4 protein-coding genes are annotated in these 3,580 nt (G+C 73.0%); 1 reads left to right on the top strand and 3 read right to left on the bottom strand.

Translation table 11 applies throughout. The annotated features are described in order from the left end of the window. Nucleotides 1–151 precede the first annotated feature (151 nt). From D5S19_RS02405 to D5S19_RS02420, 3 genes are all read right to left on the bottom strand, one after another. The gene (locus tag D5S19_RS02405) at nt 152–319 is read right to left on the bottom strand and encodes a hypothetical protein (RefSeq protein WP_233573674.1); all 168 of its coding nucleotides are present in this window, start codon (nt 317–319) and stop codon (nt 152–154) included. Between the two features lie 52 nt (nt 320–371). After that, nucleotides 372–1,535: a PadR family transcriptional regulator gene (locus tag D5S19_RS32795; RefSeq protein ID WP_233573675.1), complete on the bottom strand. Its 1,164-nt coding sequence runs from the start codon at nt 1,533–1,535 to the stop codon at nt 372–374. A gap of 246 nt (nt 1,536–1,781) precedes the next feature. Further along, nucleotides 1,782–2,285, bottom strand: a complete 504-nt coding sequence (locus D5S19_RS02420; RefSeq protein WP_120021684.1) for a flavodoxin domain-containing protein — start codon at nt 2,283–2,285, stop codon at nt 1,782–1,784. A gap of 93 nt (nt 2,286–2,378) precedes the next feature. Between D5S19_RS02420 and D5S19_RS02425 the strand changes: the two genes are divergently transcribed. Then, nucleotides 2,379–3,407 carry a CobW family GTP-binding protein gene (locus tag D5S19_RS02425; RefSeq protein ID WP_120021682.1) on the top strand — a complete coding sequence of 343 codons (1,029 nt, stop codon included), beginning with the start codon at nt 2,379–2,381 and terminating at the stop codon, nt 3,405–3,407. Nucleotides 3,408–3,580 lie beyond the last annotated feature (173 nt).

Raw genomic sequence — 3,580 nt, forward strand, 5'->3', positions numbered from 1 at the left:
CCGTGGCTGCCCGACCGGTTTCGGGTCCGTGAGGGTGCCCCTGACGGACTCAGAGTCCGTGAAGGGACCCTTCACAGCCCTCCGCAGCTGCGCAGGGCCCTCCACACCGACTTTGCCGACGCCCTGGACTCTGCGTCCGTGAAGGTTCCCTTCACAGCCATCGGACCCGGCCCGAGCCGATGCCGGTGACGCCTTCGTCGGTGTGCACCCGCACGACGGTCGCGTCGAAATGCGGCCGGGGTTCGGGATCCCATGCGGCGTGCAGCGGCGGATCGAGCGGCAGCCGCAGCCGGTCCGGCGTGATGTCGGTGATCTTCACCGAGCCTCCGGCCCGCGGTGGGCGAGTCCACTGTGGACTCGCCCACCGCGTTTCACTCGTCGTCCTCGTCTTCTTCCTCGGCGAGCAGAGCGTAGAGCCGGCGGCGGGTTTCGCGCAGGATCTTGCGCATCTCGGCCAGCTGGGCGTCCGTCCCGGCGTGCGTGACCTGCAACGCGGCCGCGGACAGCTCGCTGAGCTGCTGGTACACCGCGGCGAGCCGATCGGCCCCCGGCTCGTCCGCGCCGGCGGAGGACTCCCACAGCGCGGCGAACTCCTCTTCGCGCCCCGCGACGTGCTCCCGCCCCGCCTCGGTGAGGTGCGCGACCCGGCGGCCGCCCTCCTCGGCGGTGCGCACCAGCCCTTCGTCTTCGAGCTGCTGCAGAATCGGGTAGATCGACCCCGGGCTCGGCCGCCACTCGTCGTTCGTGCGGCGGCGGATCTCCTGCATCAGCTGGTAGCCGTGCCGCGGCTCCTCCGCGAGCAGAGCGAGCACCGCGGGCCGCACCGGCCTGGCCGCGCCCCGCCCGCCCCGCGGACCACCCCGCCCGCCGGGAAACCCTGGGAACGCGGGGAATCCGTGCATCGGCCCCGGAGGACCCGGGGGCATCGGCGGTCCCGGGGGGACGGGCGGGAACCACCCCGGGCCGCGGGCCTCGGCGCCGAACGGCACCCTGCCCCCGGCGTCCCGACGGTGCTCGTCGCCTTCCGGCCCGTGGTGGTCGGCCGGATGACCGAAGGCTCCGGGGTGCCCCGGCCAGCCGAACCTGCCGGGTCCTTCGCCTGGATGGCCGAAGCCGCCGTGCATCGCGCCGGGGTGGCCGAAGCCGTGCTCGTGCCACGGGGCTGAATGGCCGAACCTGCTGCCTTCCTCGCCCGGACGGCCGAAACCACCATGCCCCTCGCCCCGGTGACCAAACCCGCCGTGCCCGTGACCCGGATGGCCGAAACCGGCGTGGCCACCGAAACCGGGCCACCGACCCGAGCCGCCGTCTTCCGCCGCCGGACGCTCGGGGCCTTCGCGCCCCTCCGGCCCCCGCTCCCCCGGTGGGCCACCGAACCACGGCGGGCCACCGGATTCCCGGCCGAATCCCGGCCACCCGCCGCGCGCCTCCCGGCCCGGCCTGCCGCGCCCGGCGAATCCGAACCCGAACCCGGAATCGCGGTCCGGGCCACCGAATCCACCGAACATGTGGTCGCCGCCCGCCGTCTTCGTCATGTCGTTCCCCTATCGTAGCTCTATCGCCGACATGATCACGATATATCGTCCGATAGTCGAGAGCAAACCCCCAGGTCAGCGAACCGGTAGGCAGCTCGACCACCGGGGATACGGACAGCGGTCAGCGCCGGGACCACCCGTCAACGGCCGTAACCGATTGTGTCCAGGCCTCCGGCGAGGCAGGCGGGGAATTCCGCCCCGCCGCCCGAGTCACCGGAAAAGCCTTTCATGCCAAGGAAAACCAGATCAGAGTTCGGCGTGCGCGCGGACCCCTTGACCGACGTCCCGGGCCCACGCCCGGATCCGGTCCCAGTCCCGGAAATCGCCGGCCCGCCGGCCCACGGCCAGCAGCCGGCCGAAGCCGCGGGTGGTGGCGGGATCCAGCCGGCCGCCGAAGGTCGCGGTGCGTTCGGCGTCGATCGCGGCGGCCAGCAGGGCGACCCGCGCGGGCAGGCTGACCCGGGCCGGCTGCGCGGCGGGGCCGCACGGGCCGCTGTGGAACAGCCAGACCGGCCGCTCCCGCAACGCCTCGGTGTGCTCCTGCAGCAACCGCACCGCCTCCGGCCGCCAGCGCCGGTAGTAGAGCGCGCTGCCCACCACCACGGCCTTGTACGGCCTCACCTCGCAGACCTCGCCCGCGGGCCGCAGGTCCACGCTCAGCCCGCACTCCCGAAGCTCGCCGGCGATCACCTCGGCGATCCCGCGGGTGCCACCGTTCTTCCCGGCGTGCGCGACGAGTACTGCGGTCATGCCCGCCATTCTCCGCCTTCGCGACCGGCCCGTCCCGGCCAATCCTCCGAATGAGGGCAGGATAGGCTCGACGGCCGGTGCGGAGGAGGGCACGTGCGCAGGCAGCGGATTCCGGTGGTGCTGATCACGGGCTTCCTCGGGGCGGGCAAGACCACCTTGCTCAACCATCTGCTCGCGAACCGCCAGGGCGCCCGGATCGGCGTGGTGGTCAACGATTTCGGCCAGGTGAACGTCGACGCGCTCGCGGTCGCCGGGCAGGTCGACACCATGGTCTCGCTCGGCAACGGCTGCCTGTGCTGCGCGGTCGACGCGAGCGGGCTGGACGCCATGCTGGGCCGGCTTTCCCGGCCGGAGGCGGGCATCGACGTGATCGTGGTCGAGGCGAGCGGCATCGCCGAGCCCCGCGACCTGCTGCGGCTGATGATCGCCAGCGAGAACCCGGACATCCGCTACGGCGGGCTCGCCGCCGTCGTCGACGCGGCGGAGTTCGAGACCAGCCGCACCCGCCACCCGGAACTCGCCGACCACCTGCGCCTGGCCGACCTGGTGATCCTCAACAAGGCCGACCGGGCCGACGCGGACGCGCTGGCCAAGGTCCGCACCGTCGCCGAGGAGTTCGCGCCGGGGGTCCCGCTGCTGGTGACCGACCACGGCCGGGTCGACCCGCGGCTGTTCTTCGACCCGCGCCCGCGGGAGACCTACGGTCAGCTGTCCTTCGACGACCTGCGCGCGGACGATCACCACGACCACGCGCGGCATCTGCACACCCAGTACGAGAGCATCACGTTCACCTCGGCGGAACCGTTGTCCCCACGGCGTTTCCTGGAGTTCCTGGAGCACCGCCCGCCCGGTCTGTACCGGGTGAAGGGGACGCTGGACCTCGGCTCGGCGGACCCGCGGTCCCGGTTCGGCTTGCACACCGTCGGCTCGTTCGTCCGGCTCGACCGCTCGGCCTGGCCGGTTGGACCGCGGCGGACCGAGCTGGTCCTGATCGGCGCGGGCCTCGACCGCGCCGAGGTGACCCGGCGCCTGACCGCCTGCCGCGCCGACGATCACACACCCGACGAACGCGGCCTGCTCCGCATCCTCCGCTACCTCGACGACCCCGCCACCGACCGCTGACCCCGCGGCCACACACCGGAAGGCTGTGAAGGGACCCTTCACGGCTTCTGGGTCCAGGGCCCCGGCAAAGTTGGTCGGGGGCCCGGCAGCGGGCGATGCGGAGGTGTGTGTGCGACCACCTCGTGGCGTGCGCCGGACCGGTTTCGGGTCCGTGAAGGGACCCTTCACGCACA

The sequence above is a fragment of the Amycolatopsis panacis genome (assembly GCF_003600245.1).
Classification (GTDB): Bacteria; Actinomycetota; Actinomycetes; order Mycobacteriales; family Pseudonocardiaceae; genus Amycolatopsis; species Amycolatopsis sulphurea.